Below are 15,796 nucleotides of genomic sequence, written 5' to 3'. Positions count from 1 at the left end.
GCTAAGAGTCTTTGCTGATCAAAGGGTGCCAACGTCCTGTATCCCGAATATCCATAATCGAAGGGTGAGTGTACACGCCCCCTCTTCGCAGCGGAGCAGCGCCATCGCCACGCTCGGTCATCTTTTGACGCGAGACGTTTATAGTCCAGTCGCCCAGTGCTCTGTAGGTTGGGTACGCGTCGACCCGCTCGACACGTTCCCACCAACGGAGATCGCCATGATCGATTTGTTTTTCAGCATTCCGCCCAGCTATGCCTCCCTGCATCCGGATCGCAGTGTCACGCCTGACCGGCCCCCAACCGTAAAACCCAAGCCTGCGCCCGAGCCTGGCCCCGCCATCGATTTCAGCGGGCGCCGAAACAAAGCGGCTCGCCCAGGCAATCTGGATAGCCTTGGAGGCGGAAGCGTTCTTTAAACGCTGCTTGAGATTTTTGGCAGGAGCGAGCTTGCTCGCGAAAAACTCACAGGCGCCGCGCTCATTCAGGCAAGCCGCGTTATCGTTGACGTTTTTCGCGAGCAAGCTCGCTCCTACATCGGCATGAGTGATGGCTCATAGCCACAACTCTAAAGCAGTATTCTCGCCCTATTCAAAGCCCACGGCCCACGAGGTAAAGTAGCGCCAGCCACGGAGTATCGGCGTCAACCATGACTGGCCCTCAGAGCCAATCCAAGCAGGGAGCGCGCATATGGACGATACCTCCGACAACCCGCCGCTGAGGAACGATTTTTCCGACCTCAACAGCGAACTGCTTCACGCGGTCATGGAGTTGGTCAGCGATGGGATCTGGGATTGGAATGCCAATACCGGCTTCGTCTACCGCAACCCCGGCTGGTACGACATGCTCGGCTACCCCCGCCACTCCATGGAGAACAGCGTATTCACCTGGGAGAACGTGATCCACCCGGATGATTACCCGCAAGTCATGATGCTGTTCGATGACTACATTCATCATCGTGCGCCCTTTTACCGAACCGAATACCGCTGCCGCAAGGCCGATGGCACTTACCTGTGGATCGAAGACCGCGGCTACATCATCGCGCGCAATGACGACGGCTCGGTGGCGCGCATGGTCGGTGCCCATCGCGATATCCAGATACGCAAATCCTCGATCGAACAGCTTGAGCGACGTAACCAGTCCCTGGAAGCCCTGGTAGCCGAGCGCACCCGCGAGCTGTCACGGGTCAACCAGCAACTGCAATTGCAACTGGAAGAAAACCGTTCCCTGGCTGAACGCGACGCCCTGACCCACGTGGCTAACCGCTACTGCCTGGAGAAAGTGCTGCTGGAAGAATGCGAGCGCGCCGAACGCTTTCGTTCGCCGCTGGCGCTGGTGGCCATGGATATCGATGACTTCAAGCCGATCAATGATCAGCACGGCCACGCCGTCGGTGACCAGACCCTGGTGCGTGTGGTGGAGAGCCTGTCGGCCTGCGTACGCGAGGGCGACCTGCTGGCGCGCTGGGGCGGCGACGAGTTCATGTGGGTCTTGCCCAAAAGCTCGCTGGCGGTTGCCAGGGCGCTGGCCGAAGAGGCCCGCCGCGCCATGCACGAGGCTCCGGCGGTCGGTGCGTTCGCCCTCACCTTGAGCATGGGGGTGGTCGAACGTCGGCCGGGTGAGTCTCCCGCCGCCCTGGTGGCAAGGGCCGATCAAGCGTTGTATCGGTCCAAGGCGGCGGGAAAGGACAGGGTGTCGGAATAACGATCAGCGCACCGGCGGCGCGTACTGGATGCCGCCTTCACTCCACAATGCATTCAGCCCGCGCTTGATCTTCAATACGCTGCCCTGGCCGATGTTGCGCTCGAACACTTCGCCATAGTTGCCCACCTGCTTGACGATCTGCACCACCCAGTCCTTGCGCAGCTTCAGGTCCTTGCCATATTCACCGTCGGCGCCGAGCAGACGGGCGACGTCGGGATTGCGGGTGGTCTTGGCTTGCTCTTCGACGTTCTGCGAGGTGATACCCATTTCCTCGGCATTGAGCATGGCAAACAGCGTCCACTTGACGATGCTGAACCACTCATCGTCGCCCTTGCGCACCAGCGGCCCCAACGGTTCCTTGGAGATCACTTGCGGCAGCACGACGAATTCGTCCGGGTGGGCCATCTTGATGCGCTGGGCGTACAGGCCCGACTGATCGGTGGTCAACACATCGCAACGCCCGGATTCCAGGCCCTTGGCGCTTTCATCGGCGGTATCGAAGGTGATCGGCGTGTACTTCATGCCGTTGGTACGAAAGTAATCGGAGACGTTGAGTTCGGTCGTCGTGCCGGCCTGGAGGCAAATGGTCGCACCGTCCAGTTGTTTGGCGTCGGTCACGCCCAACTTGTGGTTCACCAGAAAGCCGATCCCGTCGTAGTAGGTCACGCCGGTGAACACCAGGCCCATGCCCGAATCACGCGAACTGGTCCAGGTGGTGTTGCGTGAAATCACATCGACTTCACCCGATTGCAGCGCGGTGAAACGCTCCTTGGCGGTCAGCTGGCTGAACTTCACTTTCGAGGCATCGCCAAATACCGCTGCGGCGACGGCATGGCACACATCGACGTCGATCCCGGTCATCTTGCCCTGGCTGTCCGGTACGCCGAAACCCGGCAGGCCGTCGCTGACCCCACACTGGATAAAACCCTTCTTCTGAATCGCGTCCAGTGTTGCGCCCGCGTGCGCAGTACCGGCCAAGGCCAAGGCTGCAGTGGTGCCGATCACGGCCAAGGTGGTTTTGAATGGGTTCATGCAAGGCGCTCCCTGTCATTCCTTTTTATTCGGCGCTGCACAGCCCGCGCCGGTTTATAGTGATGCCAGGCAGTATCGGCGGGTTTCCCGCCTGCCACAAACGACCTTTCGGCAAAGGCTCCTTCCGATTTGGAATGAACTGCATGATTTCAAAACGCTTGACCCCTTCGATGACCGCCTTGCAATGCTTCGAAGCGGCCGCCCGCCACCTGAGTTTCACCCGTGCCGCTGAAGAACTGCACCTGACCCAAAGCGCAGTGAGCAAGCAGGTGGCGCAACTGGAGGAGATGCTGTGCCACAACCTGTTCGAACGGGTGCGCCAGCGCTTGTACCTGTCACTGGCAGGTTCGCTGTACCTGGCCGAAGTGCACAAGATCTTGACCCAGGTGGATATCTCCAGCCGCTATATCCTCACCTACGGCGGCGAGACCGAAGTACTGCGCATCGCGACCCAGCCAACGTTCGGTGACCGTTGGCTGGTGCCCAAGCTCAAGGATTTCGCGGCCAAACATCCCAATATCCACTTGGACGTACGCAACGAGCTGGAGCCTTTTGACGTGCTGCAGGCCAAGGCGGATATCGCGTTTTTCTTCGGCCAGGGCTCATGGCCGGGGGCGACCTGCATCGAGTTGTTTCACGAGGCGGTGGTGCCGGTCTGCGCACCGGGGTTCGTCGCCGAGGGCAGCGATGCCTCTTCGCGCCATACCCTTCTGCAGTGCACCTCGCGCCCGGAAGCCTGGCACGAGTGGTTTCTGGAGCAGGGCCTGCACTCGCAGAACAGCTACCACGGGCCGCGTTTCGATACGTTCTACATGTGCATCCGTGCGGCGCAGTCGGGTTATGGCGTGGCGTTGGTGCCGCAGTATCTGGTGGCCGAGGAGTTGGCCAGCGGCAGCTTGATGATCCCGTGGAACTACGCAATGCCCAGCGCTGGCGCGCATTTTATTGCCCATGCCGAACATGCCGGCGATATCCCCAAAGTGAAGGCCTTCCTGAACTGGATGGTCGACTACGTCGGCGCACATCCTGACTTTTAATAATGACCCGGCGACTTTATTTCGTTTGCGACAGGGCCGGGCGTGCGGCTTAGATAAAAAACGCCCGCCACTGCCGAGTCCGAGAGTCATGAGCCACGCCACCATCAGCCAGTCGATTTCCATCGTTCACCCGATCAGCCTCAGCCACGGCAAGAATGCCGAGGTGTGGGACACCACGGGCAAACGCTATATCGACTTTGTCGGCGGCATCGGTGTGCTCAACCTCGGCCATTGCCACCCAGGCGTGGTCGAGGCCATTCGGGAACAGGCCACGAAGCTGACGCACTACGCATTCAACGCCGTGCCCCACGCGCCCTACCTCCAATTGATGGAACGCCTCAGCGCGTTCATTCCGGTGAGTTATCCGGTGAGCGGCATGCTCACCAACAGCGGCGCGGAAGCCGCTGAAAATGCCTTGAAGATCGTGCGCGGCGCCACCGGGCGCACGGTGGTCATCGCCTTTGACGGCGCCTTCCATGGCCGTACCCTGGCCACCCTCAACCTCAACGGCAAGGTCGCGCCCTACAAGCAAAAGGTCGGCGTACTGCCAGGCCCCGTGTATCACCTGCCCTACCCCAGCGCCGACAACGGCGTCACTTGCGCCGAAGCGCTGAAGGCCATGGACCGCTTGTTCAGCGTGGAAATCGACGTCAGTGACGTCGCCTGTTTCATCATCGAACCGGTGCAGGGCGAAGGCGGCTTCCTGGCCCTGGATATCGAGTTTGCCCAAGCCTTGCGGCGCTTCTGCGATACGAACCACATCCTGCTGATTGCCGATGAAATCCAGTCCGGCTTTGGTCGCACCGGCCAACGCTTTGCGTTCTCGCGACTGGGCATCGAACCGGACCTGATCCTGCTCGGCAAAAGCATCGCCGGCGGCGTGCCCTTGGGTGCCGTAGTCGGCCGTAAACCTTTGCTCGACAACCTGCCCAAGGGCGGCCTGGGCGGCACCTATTCCGGCAACCCCATCGCCTGCGCAGGCGCATTGGCTACCCTCGATGCAATGACGGATGCCCACCTGAAAACCTGGGGCTCACAGCAGGAAGAAGCCATCACCCGCCGTTATCACGCCTGGCGCACCCAGGGCCTGTGCGCGTACCTGGGCCGCATGACCGGCGTGGGGGCCATGCGCGGCATCGAGTTGGTCAATGCCGACGGCACGCCGGCCTCCAAACAACTGACCCAACTGCTGGAACTGGCGCGGGACGCGGGCTTGCTGCTGATGCCCAGCGGCAAGTCGCGGCACATCATCCGCCTGTTGGCACCACTGACCATCGAGCCTGCGGTGCTGGAGGAAGGGCTGGATATCCTGGAGGCGTGTCTGCGGCAGTTGGCTTAAAGTGATACAAGGAGCACTCTGAAGGCTTCGGAAAACCTGAACCGCTTCAGCGCTACCTGAGCCTTCTGAGAATAAAACCCACACATTTCTGCAAGGACGCACACCATGCTCGACATCCTTCAAGGCACGCCCCTGTGGGTGTACGCCGTTTATGCGTGGATTTGTTACTACGGCATCAAAGCCTGTATGGGTGGCCGTGAGAATCGTCGCTCGCTGATGATTCTGCCGGTGGTTTTGGTGGTGTGGTCACTGACGTCATTGGCGCCGTCAATACTCTCGAGCAGCGCCTGGGCGGGCGGCGCTGTGGTGGGGAGCCTGCTGGGGATGTCGTTGTTCAACGCCAATGGCGCCCGACTGGATGCCAAGGGTGAAACCCTGGTGCTGGCAGGCACATGGAAAACCTTGCTGGTCTCACAGCTGTTTTTTGCAGTGAAGTACTATTTCGGCTACCAGCAGGCGGTGCACCCGCTACTGTTGAGCACGCCACAGATGCTGGCGGTGGTCGGTGGCGTCTCGGGGCTTACCGTTGGTCTGTTCTGCGGACGGGCCGTACGGCTGCAGCGGGCGCTGAACGCTTTGCGTCGCGATAAGGGCATTGTGCTGCCTTGACCTGACTCCCCTGCCCCTTGAAAATGCGCGACGCTTTTTTGTCCCGCTTACTGAAGTAGTGAAATTTCAATGTCCGATTCGCACACCGAAGAATCCGTAGTCGCCTTGCACTCCAAAGCTGAATACGAAAACGCCATCAATCTTTCACAGCATGTGCCTGCCGCCAAGATCATCAGCGAGATGGTGTTGGACGCGTTCCACACCTCCAAGGAAAGCGACCAGATCCGCGAACTGCGCGTCGCTATCCGCCAGGCCCACGATGCCTTCGACGATGACAAAGCCTACGACCTGATGGGCCAGCTCAAGCAACTCAAGGACGCCGAAGCCGCCGACAACGCTGCGCTGGAAAACCTCAGCAGCCAGTTTTCGATCAGCCGCATCCTGTCCAGCTTCAAGGACGACCCCGAGTTTCAGGAACTGGTCTACGGCCTGGCCCTCAAGGTGCTGAACCAGAGCCACCAGGCCATCAGCAACCCAAGCGCCGGCAAGGGCAAGGCGGCCCGCGCCAAGAAAGAAGCCGAAGTGTTTGTGATCAGCAAAGACGGCATCAGCGTCACCCTGCCGCTGCGCACGCCACGCTCCAAACTGAACGTGGACCGTGAGGCGCTTGAGTTCCTTGGTTTTGCGTTTGTGGGTGAAGGCAGCGAAGCCGAACTGGAAAGCGAAACCTTCATCGATAACAGCGGCGTGGAGCAGCCGGTCACGCGCAAAAGCATCGTGACAGCCCTGCAACAGCAGAGCGCCTTTGACGGCTACGCCATCGCCGCGCAATAAGGGCGTTCATGCCTGTGGTGAGGGAGCTTGCTCCCGCTGGGCCGCGCAGCGGCCCCAGCTTTGGGTTTGAAAAGACTGGGCCTGCTTCGCAGTCCAACGGGAGCAAGCTCCCTCGCCACAGTCGCAGCGTTGCGCCTTTGGCCGACTAAGCGTTCATCACCTGCCCCGCGAACACTTCACGAAAGCGTTCCATCTCCTGCTGGGTGCCGACTGTCACCCGCACCCACTGCGGCCAGTTTTTCCAGACCCGCCCCACCATCACGCTCTGTGCCGCAAGCCGCTCGATGACGTGCTCGGCGGGCTGTTTCACGTCGATCATGAAGCAGTTGCTCTGCGAGAGCGTGCAGGTGAAGCCGCGGGACTTGAGCCAGGCCAGCGTTTCTTCGCGCACCCGGGCATTGAGCGCCTTGCGCTGCGGCAGCAGCGTGACATCTTCCAGGCTCGCCCGGGCGCCGAGCAAGGAGGACGCGGCCGGTACGTTATCGCCACCGAACACTGCCAGCCGCTCCAGCAACGTCGGGTGGCCGATTGCCAAGCCCAGCCGCGCGCCGGCCATGCCATAGATTTTTGAGAATGTGCGCAGCACCAGCAAATCGTCATGGTCCTTGACCCAGCTCACGCAACTGGGGGCATCGGAGAAATCGATATAAGCCTCATCCACCACCAGCACGCAGCCTTCGGGTTTGTTTGCCAGCGCTTGGCGGATCGTCGCGCTGGGCGTCAGGGTGCCGGTCGGGTTGTTGGGGTTGCACAGGTAAAGCAGGCCCGCCTGGGGATCAGCTGCGAGCATGGCGGGCACATCATGGGCGTGCCTGGCATCGAGGTTCACTTCGTGCACCGGCGCCTTGTGCGACTCGGCAGCCTGGCGCGGCAGTTCGTAGGACGGCGTGGCCATCACCAGGCTGCGGGCTTCGCTGGTGAACGCCACCAAGGCGTAGCGCAGTGCGGCCATGGAGCCGGCAAACACGGCCACGTGGTCTTCCGGGATGGCCTGCTGCTGGGCGAATAAAGCGGCCAACGCGTACATGTCCGGGTAGGGATAACGCCCGGACGTCGCGATCCCACGCTGCATCGCCTCACGAGCAGCGCCCGAGGGGCCGTAGGGGCTTTCGTTGTAGTTGAGCAATACCTTGTCAGACGCTGCCGCCGCCGGGCTGGCGAGCGCCCAATCCAGACGCCCGAGTATCGGCAGGGCCGCGCCGACGGCAAGAAGGGAACGACGACTCACGCTGACCATGGTAACGACTCCTCGTAGGCGGGGATGGATTCGCACAGCTCATACAGAGGAGTATGACGAGGAGAACACCGGCTGATTTAACCGGGCACTTGGCGATCAGCGCTCCAGGTAGTCGATGATGGGGTAGCTCGCACACAACGCCTGCACCTGCGAACGCAGCTGTTCGCGCACCGCAGGGTCCTGCCGGTAGTCCTCCTCGCCCAGCGGGGTCACGCTGTCCAGCACCTGGCAAATCAGCGCGACAACCTGCCGGCAGCCGGGCGGGTCGATCATGCGTTGCGCCATGGAACCGGTACCGATACACACACCGCTGGTGACCCATGACGAGCGCGTCTCACCCGGTACGCGATGCTTGTTCACCAGCAGGCCGCAGCCCTCCAGCGCCGACTCCGCGATGGCGCCGGTCATGGCGCCGCGCAACCGGATCAGCACCGTGTGGTTTTCGCTTCGCCCACCCACGACGTCATAGTCATGCGCCTGAAAAGCGCGGGTCATTTCGTCGGCAAGTGTACGAACCCGCTCCATGCAGGCGTCGAATGCCGCCGACTTGGCGTACCCCAGGGCGGCCGCTTTGGCCGCGATCATATTGACCGCCGGTGCCCCCTGCATGCGAGGGAAGACGGCCTGGTCGAGGACGCGGCTGAAAGTCGACTTCAAGCCGGGCACCTTGGTATTTGCATCGCGCCCGGACAGGATCAGCCCACCACGAGGGCCACCCAATTGCTTGTGCGTGCAGGTAATGGTGACATGGGCCGCGTTGATCGGGTTGGGATGGCGTCCGGTCACGACCAGCCCGGCAATGTAGGAAATGTCAGCGAGCAGGATGGCGCCGGCCTCATCGGCAATCTCGCGAAACCGCTCGAAATCCACCACCCGCGAGTAAGCCTGCGCCCCGCAGATGATAATGCGCGGACGATGCGCGAGGGCCAGGCTGCGCACCTGCGCGTAATCGATGAGGCCATCGGCGGTGGTGCCGTAGCGGATGGCTTTGTAATAGGTGCCCGTGAGTACAGCCGGGCTGCCGAGGGCGAGATCGCCGTCATGGTCGTGGGCCATGCCCAGCAAGGTATCGCCCGGTTCAAGCAGCGCTGACAGGACTTGGGAGATCGCACTGGAGGCTGAGTGCGACTGCACGCTTGCGTAGTGGGCATCGAACAGTTCCCGCGCCCGGCGAATGGCCAGGGCTTCGACTCGATCAACGTTCTCGCAGCCCGTACGATGACGCCTGCCCGGCATGCCTTCCGCCGTGACGTTGACCAAGGCCGAGGCACTGGCCACCAGCGTATGCGGCTTGACGGCGCAGGATGAAGAGACCAGCGATAAGGTGCGGTGCTGTCGCGTGACTTCCGCATCGAGGATGCTCGCCAGCTCAAGGTCTTCAGCGTGCAGATCCGCCAGGCCACGACGCAGCAGGTCGGCCTGGTCTTTCAGTGGTGCGGTATTGAGTGCCATCAGTGCGGTTCCCTTCCTGGGTGTTGCGAGCCGATTCGTCCTGAACCGAAGGCATTCAATTAAACAGAAATTTAAACATTTTCCCAATTAAATGTTCATTTCTGCGCGCACAGATGACGGCAAAGCAGCGAGGCAGAGCATGCGGGACTTTATTGTTGTGGCCGACGCATGCAACACTCGCGACGCCGTGCAACTGGCGGTGTGGAAAACGGACGTTTATACCTAAAGGGAAGTGGTGAGCACGTGATACACAAACGGGAAAAAACCGAGCACTTGAAGAGCAACATCAAGTACTTGATCAAAAGCCGTGGCGAAACCCAGCTTTCGCTAAGCAGTGCCGCCGGCCTGACCAGGACCACTATCTACAACATCCTGGAAGGCAAGGTCGTCAACGTACAGCAGTCGACCATTCGCAAGATCTCCGACTTCTTCGGTATCTCCTACGACGAGATCGAGACCGTCGACTTCGAAGCCAAGGAAATCATCGAGAGCAGTGTTTCCCCCCAGGGCAACATGAATCCCGCAGCCGTGCCGGTGCTCAAGGAAAGCCAGGTAATGCAGAACCTGGACAAGCGTATTGGCGAACTGGCCACGCGGTATCCGTTGACCTACTACTTCGGCACTTGCTGCAACCTGATCGGCGTGCGCCTGGAGCGCGGCATTCCCGGCATCAACGAAGCGGGTGATTTATTGATCGTGCAAAAAGGCACGTCGAGCCCCGGCAAGGAAAAGTTGGTGTACGACAGGGCCATCCGCAAGCTGTTCATCACCCTTGACGCCTGTAGCCCTTCGGAACGCCTGTGCGTGATCGGCGACATCATCGAGGAGCGCTTCAATGACAACGTATGAAGCGAGTGCTGAAAACAGCAACTACAAGCTGCTGGGGTTTGAGAATGACAAGAGCCTGGCGATCATCATGGTGATTGCCACCGGCAAGGTCATCAAAATGAAACTGAGCGAAGTCATCAACAGCGAAATAATGGACAACCTGAACAAAATGGAAGTCAAGAACCTGTACAAGAAGTTCTATTCGCAGGGAGGCACGCTGACCGCCTATGACTTGAACGATCGTAACGAGAACTCCTGGATGATCTACATCATCCTCAACCTGCTGTTGTTCACCTTCTATATTTTTACCAGCATCGCCGCGACCAAACCCATTTACCTGGAGTCGCTGGGCATCATCGTGACGCCGGGCACCTTCCTGTATCCGCTGACCTTCCTGATCGTGGACCTGCTCAACGAGCAGTTCGGCCTGCGCCTGGCCAGAAGGGCCATTCTGTTTGCGTTTGCCAGTAACGCGATGATCATCATCCTGCTCTACGGCTCGACCTTCCTGCCGGGGCTGCCGGGCTGGAAGCTGGATGGGCCGTACAACGACGTGATCATTCAGGTGTCTTCGGTACTGGTCGCCTCCTCGGTGTCGTTCCTGGTATCCGAGAATATAAACTCGTACCTGCTGTGCAAAATCAAAGAGCTGACCAACTCCCAGTACCTGTACCTGCGCATCTTCCTCAGCACATTCTTCGCGGTCATCATCGACAGCTTCCTGTTTTGCTTCATCGCCTTCTACGGCGCGATGCAAACCAGCGATATCCTGAGCATGATCTACGTGCAGATCGCGATCAAAGTCGGCTTTGCCTTCTTCAATATCCTGCCTGCCTACGGTGCGCGCGCGCTGTTCAAGCGCTGGATCACCGGCACCACGGCAACACTGTAACCTGTGGCGAGGGAGCTTGCTCCCGCTGGGTCGCGTAGCGGCCCCAGCTTTTGGTTTGAAAAGACTGGGCCTGCTACGCAGTCCAGCGGGAGCAAGCTCCCTCGCCACAAGTGAGCGGTTGCTCGCGGGAATTACTTAATTCAGCTGCAACTTCTGCTTCAGGCTCTGCATGACTTCAGCCTTGTTCTGCAGGTAGTCATTCAAGCCCCGTGCACGCAGGTTGCACGCGTCGCAGTTACCGCACCCCGTGCCGATGATGCCGTTGTAGCAGGTCAGGGTCTGGTGGCGCACCAGCTCCAACTGGTTGTGATAGTCGGCCAGTGCCCAGGTCTCGGCCTTGTTCAGCCACATCAACGGGGTGTCCAGGTGCAGCTTGTATTCCATGCCCAGTTCCAGCGCCTTGTTCAGCGCCTTGACGAACTCGTCGCGGCAATCCGGGTAACCCGAGAAGTCGGTTTCGCAGACGCCGGTAATCACGGTTTCAGCCTTCACCTGGTAGGCGTAGATCGACGCCAGGGTCAGGAACAGAATATTGCGCCCCGGCACAAACGTGCTCGGCAGGCTTTCGCCCGAGCTGTTCACGGTCGGCACCGGGATGTTGTCGCGGGTCAGGCTGCTGATGGCCAACTCGCCGAGCAACGACACATCCATCACTTTGTGAACGGTGGCGCCCAACTGCTTCGCAAGCTGCTGGGCGACTTCAATTTCCGCCACATGGCGCTGGCCATAATCGAAGGTAATGCAGTGCACTTCGTCATACCGCGTCAAGGCCTGGATCAGACAGGTCGTCGAATCCTGCCCGCCACTGAAGACCACAACGGCTTTTTTACTCATCTCTGCGCTTCCTGCATTTGTAGAATGTGGGTGTAGGAGCAAGCTTGCTCGCGAAAAACGACAACGATAACGCAGCGAGTCCGGTTTGGCACGACGCCCTCAGGTTTTTCGCGGACACGCCAAAATATAAAAAACCCCGCACTTCTTTCGAAGGCGGGGTTTTTCATTGCTCCAAGACTCAGTGTGCGTAGGTCAGCAACAGCTCTTTCGGTACTTGGAAATCCAGGGACATCATCACGCTCAGCGCGGTGATGGTGAAGATCGAGAACACGAACAGCTTGCGCGCCCAGACGGTGTCATCCACCGCCTTGTAACCGGTCCAGGCCATGTACAACCAGTACATGCCCATGGCGGCCGCAACAGCGAGGTAGCTCATGCCGGCGTAGCCACTGAAGGTCAACATCAAGGTCGCCAGGAGGAAGGCCAGGATGTAGAGCAGGATGTGTTTCTTGGCCACCTGGATGCCACGCTTGACCGGCAGAACCGGAATCGAGGCAGCCAGGTAGTCATTGAAGCGGAAAATCGCGATGGCGTAGGAATGCGGCATCTGCCACAGGCTGAACATCACCAGTAGCGTCAGCGCGGCCATGTCGAAGCTATTGGTCACAGCCACATAACCAATCACCGGCGGCATCGCCCCCGACAGACTGCCCACCAGCGTGCCGTGAACCGACTTGCGCTTGAGGTACAGGCTGTAGAGGCCGACGTAGATGACAAAGCCGATCACGGCAAACAGCGCCGCCAACGGGTTGGCCACCTTGTACAACAGGGCCACACCGGCAACACCCAGGACGGTCGCGTAGACCAGTGCCAGTTTCAGGGAAATAAGCCCCTGCACCAGCACGCGGTTCTTGGTGCGTTCCATCTTGATATCGATGTCACGGTCGATGCAGTTGTTGAAGACACAACCGGAAGCTACCACCAGGGACGTGCCGATCATTGCAGCCAGGAAGATGGCCAGATCGACATGTCCCTTGGAGGCCAGGAAGAAACCGCCCGCCACAGAAAGCACGTTACCGAAAATGATCCCCGGTTTGGTGATTTGGATAAAGTGCTTAAGCGACATCGGGTCTTACCTCACTTCGCCATCATGTAGGTGTGGATGCTGAACATGATCCACAACGACAGACCAACCAACAGAACGATCACCAGGCCTGCGAACACGAATGCAATCACGTTCTCACGCTGGGCCGCAGAGCGGTCCAGGTGCAGGAAGTACACCAGGTGAACCAGAACCTGAATCACCGCGAACGCCAGGACGATCATCAAGGTGATCGACTTCGGCAAGGTTGGGTACATCACCAGGCCGAACGGGATCAGGGTCAGGATGACCGACAGGATGAAGCCGATAGCGTAAGACTTGACGCTGCCGTGGCTTGCATCGTGGCTGTCATGGGAGTGTGCATTAGCCATTACAGAGTCCCCATCAGGTAGACAACGGTGAATACGCAGATCCAGACCACGTCCAGGAAGTGCCAGAACAGGCTCAGGCAGCTCAGGCGAGTCTTGTTGGTGTTGGTCAGGCCGTGCTTATTGACCTGATACATCATCACCGCCATCCACAGCAGACCTGCCGACACGTGCAGACCGTGGGTACCTACCAGCGTGAAGAACGCGGACAGGAAGCCGGAACGGTGCGGGCCGTAGCCTTCGGAGATCAGCAGGTGGAACTCGTTGATCTCCATGCCGATGAAGCCCAGGCCGAACAGGAAGGTCAGTGCCAACCAGCTCAGTACGCCTTTCTTGTTGCCCTTGTAGAAGGCCAACATGGCGAAGCCGTAGGTGATCGAACTGAACAACAGCAAGGCGGTTTCGCCGAGCACGTAAGGCAGTTCGAAGATGTCGTGGCCCGACGGGCCACCGGCAGTGTTGTTTACCAGTACCGCGTACACCGCGAAGATCGACGCAAACAAGATGCAGTCGGTCATCAGGTAGAGCCAGAAACCGAAAACGGTCATCGGCCCCGAGTCGTGGTGATGGTCATCGTGCCCATGGTCATCGACATGGGCGTGTCCAGCATTGGTCACTAAGTTCGACATGGTTTAAGCCTGTTCCAACGAGGTTTCTACACGGTTGGCCGGAATCTTCTTCTCGGCTACCAGGCGAGCGTGCTGCTCGGCTTCGATGCGCTCGATCGTCTCGACCGGCACCATGTAGCCTTGATCATCACGGGCAGCGTGAATGATGAAGTAACCGATAGTGCCGACCAGGCTCACGATTGCCAGCCACCAGATGTGCCAGATCATCGCGAAACCGAATACGGTCAACAGGCCGCCCATCACCACGCCAGTGGCGGTGTTGCTTGGCATGTGGATCGGTTCGTAGTGCTTAGGCTTCTGGTACGCAGTACCGTTTTCCTTGGCTTCGGTGAACGCATCAATGGTGTTCGCAGTAGGGATCACGGCGAAGTTGTAGAACGGAGGTGGCGACGAGGTCGACCATTCCAGGGTGTGGCCGTTCCATGGGTCACCGGATTCGCACATGTTCTGCTTGCGATCACGCACGCTGACATACAGCTGGATCAGCTGGCAGGCGATACCCACGGCGATCATTACCGCACCGAACATGGCGACGTACAGGTACGGCACCCACTCAGGGTTGGTAGTGGCGTTCAGACGACGGGTCATGCCCATGAAGCCCAGAGCATAGAGCGGCATGAATGCAACGAAGAAGCCCGAGATCCAGAACCAGAACGCAGCCTTGCCCCAGCCTTCGTGCAGCTTGAAGCCGAACGCTTTCGGGAAGTAGAAGGCGAAACCAGCGATGTAGCCGAATACCGCACCACCGATGATCACGTTGTGGAAGTGAGCGATCACGAACAGGCTGTTGTGCAGTACGAAGTCAGCACCCGGAATGGCCAGCAGTACGCCGGTCATGCCGCCGATGGCGAAGGTCACCATGAAGCCCAGGGTCCACAGAACCTGGCTGGTCATGCGCAGACGACCGTGATAGATGGTGAACAGCCAGTTGAACAGCTTCACCCCCGTCGGGATGGAAATCAGCATCGTGGCCAGGCCGAAGAAGGCGTTGACGCTGGCACCCGAACCCATGGTGAAGAAGTGGTGCAGCCAAACCATGAAGCCCAGGATCGAGATCGCGCCGGAAGCGTAGACCATCGAGTGGTGACCGAACAGGCGCTTGCCGGTAAAGGTCGAGATCACTTCGGAGAAGATACCGAACGCCGGCAGGATCAGGATGTACACCTCAGGGTGACCCCATGCCCAGAACAGGTTCACGTACATCATTGGATTGCCACCAAGTTCGTTGGTGAAAATGTGGAAATCCAGGTAACGGTCAAGCGACAGCAGCGCCATGGTAGCGGCCAGGATCGGGAACGAAGCCACGATCAGGACGTTTGCCCAGGTGCAGGTCCAGGTGAAGATCGGCATGTCCATCAGTTTCATGCCAGGGGCGCGCATTTTCAGGACGGTGGCCAGGAAGTTGACCCCCGTCAGCGTCGTCCCGAGCCCTGATAGCTGTAGCGCCCAGATGTAGTAGTCCACACCCACGCCCGGACTGTACTGAATGCCCGACAATGGCGGATACGCAACCCAACCGGTCTTGGCGAATTCGCCGACGCCCAGAGAAACGTTGATCAGCACCACGCCGGAAACCAGCAGCCAGAAGCTCAGGGAGTTCAGGAACGGGTAGGCAACGTCACGCGCACCGATCTGCAGCGGCAAGGCAAGGTTCATCAAGCCGGTGAAGAATGGCATCGCCATGAAGATGATCATGATCACACCGTGAGCGGTGAAGATCTGGTCATAGTGTTCAGGTGGCAGGTAGCCAGGCGAACCCTCGGTGGCCATGGCCAACTGGGTACGCATCATGATGGCGTCGGCAAAACCACGCAGCAGCATGACCATGGCAACGATGACGTACATGACGCCGATTTTCTTGTGGTCGACCGAAGTCAGCCATTCGGTCCACAGGTAGGACCACTTCTTGAAGTACGTGATACCTGCAACCAGTGCCAGACCACCCAGCGCGATCATGGCGATGGTCACCATCACGATCGGCTCGTGGAACGGGACCGCATCCCAACTTAATTTACCAAACATC

16 protein-coding genes are annotated in these 15,796 nt (G+C 59.4%); 7 read left to right on the top strand and 9 right to left on the bottom strand.

The features are described from left to right. Nucleotide 1 precedes the first annotated feature (1 nt). Complete coding sequence (locus MJP36_RS07255; RefSeq protein ID WP_244385111.1) at nt 2-520, bottom strand: hypothetical protein; 519 nt, start codon at nt 518-520, stop codon at nt 2-4. A 166-nt stretch (nt 521-686) separates the two neighbouring features. Here MJP36_RS07255 and MJP36_RS07250 point away from each other — a divergent pair, with 166 nt between their 5' ends. Continuing rightward, the gene (locus MJP36_RS07250; protein ID WP_060754353.1) at nt 687-1,700 is read left to right on the top strand and encodes a sensor domain-containing diguanylate cyclase; all 1,014 of its coding nucleotides are present in this window, start codon (nt 687-689) and stop codon (nt 1,698-1,700) included. A gap of 3 nt (nt 1,701-1,703) precedes the next feature. Here MJP36_RS07250 and MJP36_RS07245 read toward each other — a convergent pair whose 3' ends face one another. After that, complete coding sequence (locus MJP36_RS07245) at nt 1,704-2,732, bottom strand: amino acid ABC transporter substrate-binding protein (RefSeq protein ID WP_060754354.1); 1,029 nt, start codon at nt 2,730-2,732, stop codon at nt 1,704-1,706. Nucleotides 2,733-2,875: 143 nt separating this feature from the next. Between MJP36_RS07245 and MJP36_RS07240 the strand changes: the two genes are divergently transcribed. The 4 genes from MJP36_RS07240 to MJP36_RS07225 all read left to right on the top strand — a co-directional run bounded on the left by MJP36_RS07240 (nt 2,876) and on the right by MJP36_RS07225 (nt 6,491). Continuing rightward, nucleotides 2,876-3,769: a LysR substrate-binding domain-containing protein gene (locus tag MJP36_RS07240; RefSeq protein WP_244385110.1), complete on the top strand. Its 894-nt coding sequence runs from the start codon at nt 2,876-2,878 to the stop codon at nt 3,767-3,769. Between the two features lie 88 nt (nt 3,770-3,857). Next, nucleotides 3,858-5,108 (top strand): 2-aminoadipate transaminase, encoded by a 1,251-nt coding sequence (locus tag MJP36_RS07235; RefSeq protein WP_244385109.1) that lies wholly within the window; start codon nt 3,858-3,860, stop codon nt 5,106-5,108. 105 nt (nt 5,109-5,213) lie between these two features. Next, nucleotides 5,214-5,717 carry a DUF6622 family protein gene (locus tag MJP36_RS07230; protein WP_244385108.1) on the top strand — a complete coding sequence of 168 codons (504 nt, stop codon included), beginning with the start codon at nt 5,214-5,216 and terminating at the stop codon, nt 5,715-5,717. 69 nt (nt 5,718-5,786) lie between these two features. Then, complete coding sequence (locus MJP36_RS07225) at nt 5,787-6,491, top strand: hypothetical protein (RefSeq protein WP_060754358.1); 705 nt, start codon at nt 5,787-5,789, stop codon at nt 6,489-6,491. A gap of 145 nt (nt 6,492-6,636) precedes the next feature. Here MJP36_RS07225 and ptaA read toward each other — a convergent pair whose 3' ends face one another. Continuing rightward, nucleotides 6,637-7,728, bottom strand: coding sequence for a pyoverdine biosynthesis transaminase PtaA (ptaA, locus tag MJP36_RS07220; RefSeq protein ID WP_244385107.1), 1,092 nt, complete (start codon nt 7,726-7,728; stop codon nt 6,637-6,639). 96 nt (nt 7,729-7,824) lie between these two features. Further along, nucleotides 7,825-9,180 (bottom strand): serine hydroxymethyltransferase, encoded by a 1,356-nt coding sequence (locus MJP36_RS07215; RefSeq protein ID WP_244385106.1) that lies wholly within the window; start codon nt 9,178-9,180, stop codon nt 7,825-7,827. 243 nt (nt 9,181-9,423) lie between these two features. On the opposite strand from MJP36_RS07215, the gene MJP36_RS07210 reads away from it, so the two are divergent. Together MJP36_RS07210 and MJP36_RS07205 are read left to right on the top strand one after the other, a co-directional pair. Next, nucleotides 9,424-10,029, top strand: a complete 606-nt coding sequence (locus tag MJP36_RS07210; protein WP_244385105.1) for a helix-turn-helix transcriptional regulator — start codon at nt 9,424-9,426, stop codon at nt 10,027-10,029. Beyond that, the gene (locus MJP36_RS07205; protein ID WP_198762561.1) at nt 10,016-10,900 is read left to right on the top strand and encodes a queuosine precursor transporter; all 885 of its coding nucleotides are present in this window, start codon (nt 10,016-10,018) and stop codon (nt 10,898-10,900) included. Before MJP36_RS07210 ends, MJP36_RS07205 begins: the two co-directional genes overlap by 14 nt. Before the next feature lie 135 nt (nt 10,901-11,035). Here MJP36_RS07205 and queC read toward each other — a convergent pair whose 3' ends face one another. From queC to cyoB, 5 genes are all read right to left on the bottom strand, one after another. Continuing rightward, entirely contained in the window at nt 11,036-11,734 is a 699-nt protein-coding gene (gene queC / locus MJP36_RS07200) for a 7-cyano-7-deazaguanine synthase QueC (protein WP_090368631.1), read from the bottom strand. 178 nt (nt 11,735-11,912) lie between these two features. Continuing rightward, a complete protein-coding gene (gene cyoE, locus MJP36_RS07195; protein WP_060754363.1) occupies nt 11,913-12,800 on the bottom strand; it encodes a heme o synthase in 888 nt (295 codons plus the stop codon). Between the two features lie 11 nt (nt 12,801-12,811). Continuing rightward, entirely contained in the window at nt 12,812-13,147 is a 336-nt protein-coding gene (gene cyoD / locus MJP36_RS07190; RefSeq protein ID WP_060754364.1) for a cytochrome o ubiquinol oxidase subunit IV, read from the bottom strand. Then, nucleotides 13,147-13,773 carry a cytochrome o ubiquinol oxidase subunit III gene (locus MJP36_RS07185; RefSeq protein WP_060754365.1) on the bottom strand — a complete coding sequence of 209 codons (627 nt, stop codon included), beginning with the start codon at nt 13,771-13,773 and terminating at the stop codon, nt 13,147-13,149. Before MJP36_RS07185 ends, cyoD begins: the two co-directional genes overlap by 1 nt. 3 nt (nt 13,774-13,776) lie before the next feature. After that, on the bottom strand, nt 13,777-15,795 hold the full coding sequence (gene cyoB, locus MJP36_RS07180) for a cytochrome o ubiquinol oxidase subunit I (RefSeq protein WP_060754366.1): 2,019 nt from the start codon (nt 15,793-15,795) through the stop codon (nt 13,777-13,779). Between the last annotated feature and the right edge of the window lies 1 nt (nt 15,796).

Origin of the sequence: Pseudomonas palleroniana, assembly GCF_022836895.1 — a bacterium.
GTDB lineage: Bacteria > Pseudomonadota > Gammaproteobacteria > Pseudomonadales > Pseudomonadaceae > Aquipseudomonas > Aquipseudomonas palleroniana.
This window is presented reverse-complemented; position numbering and strand designations above follow the sequence as displayed.